The following is a 1,843-nucleotide window of genomic DNA, read 5'->3' as shown; positions in this document are numbered from 1 at the left end:
TAATATTGTGGCGGCTACCTACTTTCCCACATTTTATTGCAGTATCATCGGCGGAGTGGGGCTTAACTTCTCTGTTCGGAATGGGAAGAGGTGAACACCCACCCTGTAACCACCATCAAGGTCTTCTGATTCGGATTCACATGAGGTGAAGTCGTACGCGACTCCGAACCCACTCTGTAATCACCATCAAGGTTATTAGCTAATTCGTCTCTCAATAAGCAATTGACATTGGCAGAGAATTATTCATAAAATTTGTATTTACAAAGAAGCTATTGGGCAATTAGTACTGCTCAGCTTTGATGTCACCACCTTTACACTTGCAGCCTATCAACGTCGTCGTCTACAACGTCCCTTATGTGGAAGTCTCATCTTCAGGCCAGTTTCGCACTTAGATGCTTTCAGCGCTTATCTGTTGCCCACGTAGCTACTCGGCCATGCTACTGGCGTAACAACCGATTCACCAGAGGTGAGTCCAACCCGGTCCTCTCGTACTAAGGTCAGCCCCCGTCAAACTTCCTACGCCCATCACAGATAGGGACCGAACTGTCTCACGACGTTCTGAACCCAGCTCGCGTGCCACTTTAATCGGCGAACAGCCGAACCCTTGGGACCTTCTCCAGCCCCAGGATGTGACGAGCCGACATCGAGGTGCCAAACCATCCCGTCGATGTGAGCTCTTGGGGATGATCAGCCTGTTATCCCCGGCGTACCTTTTATCCTTTGAGCGATGGCACACCCATGCGCAACCACCGGATCACTAAACCCTGGTTTCCCACCTGATCGACCCGTCGGTCTCACAGTCAAGCTAGCTTGTGCTTTTGCACTCCCCTGACGATTACCGTCCGTCATGAGCTAACCTTTGGAAGCCTCCGTTACTCTTTTGGAGGCGACCACCCCAGTCAAACTACCCACCATGCGCGGTCCTCAATAATAAGTTAGAACACAGAATACAAAAGGGTGGTATTTCAACGTTGGCTCCATGAATCCTGACGAATCCACTTCATAGCCTCCCACCTATCCTACACATTCATATCCCATATCCAACGCAAAGTTGTAGTAAAGGTGCACGGGGTCTTTCCGTCCCGTGACGGGTAAGCGGCATCTTCACCGCTACTACAATTTCACCAAGCTCACGGTTGAGACAGTGCCCAGATCGTTACACCATTCGTGCAGGTCGGAACTTACCCGACAAGGAATTTCGCTACCTTAGGACCGTTATAGTTACGGCCGCCGTTTACTGGGGCTTCGATTCAAACCTTCGCTTGCGCTAAGCTCCCCTCTTAACCTTCCAGCACCGGGCAGGTGTCAGGCAACATACGTCGTGTCTCCACTTTGCGTTGCCCTGTGTTTTTGTTAAACAGTCGCCTGGGCCATTTCTCTGCGACTCTAGCTCGCGCCAGAGTGTCCCTTCTCCCGAAGTTACAGGACTAATTTGCCGAGTTCCTTAACCGTGATTCACTTGAGCACCTTGGTATATTCTACCCAGCTACCTGTGTCGGTTTACGGTACGGGCTAATACAAGCTGATGTTTCAGCGCTTTTTCTTGGAGGCCAGTTCAAAAGTTCGCTTTGTCCGTAAACGCCGCTCAACGAAGACTTCCGTCACTTCGTACTCTCTCCCCTACCCCGTACGCTTCACACTTGTATCAGGTGCAGGAATATTAACCTGCTGTCCGTCAGGTGCGGCCTTCGCCTTCCCCTTAGGCCCCGACTAACCCTCAGTTGATTGACATAGCTGAGGAATCCTTAGCTTTACGGTGTGTATGGTTCTCACATACATTGTCGTTACTTATGCCTACATTTGCTTTTCTAAAATCTCCACCATAGCTCACGCTACAACTTCG

The 1,843-nt window shown here is 50.3% G+C and carries 2 rRNA genes (1 of these 2 running past the window's edge); both read right to left on the bottom strand.

The window, feature by feature from the left end:
* Positions 1 to 5 precede the first annotated feature (5 nt).
* Positions 6 to 117: ribosomal RNA gene (gene rrf, locus FHS57_RS31540) — 5S ribosomal RNA — on the bottom strand.
* Positions 118 to 260: 143 nt separating this feature from the next.
* A 23S ribosomal RNA gene (locus FHS57_RS31535) occupies positions 261 to 1,843 on the bottom strand; it runs 1,321 nt beyond the window's last position.

It is taken from the genome of Runella defluvii (assembly GCF_014195535.1).
In the GTDB taxonomy this organism is placed as follows: Bacteria; Bacteroidota; Bacteroidia; order Cytophagales; family Spirosomataceae; genus Runella; species Runella defluvii.
This window is presented reverse-complemented; position numbering and strand designations above follow the sequence as displayed.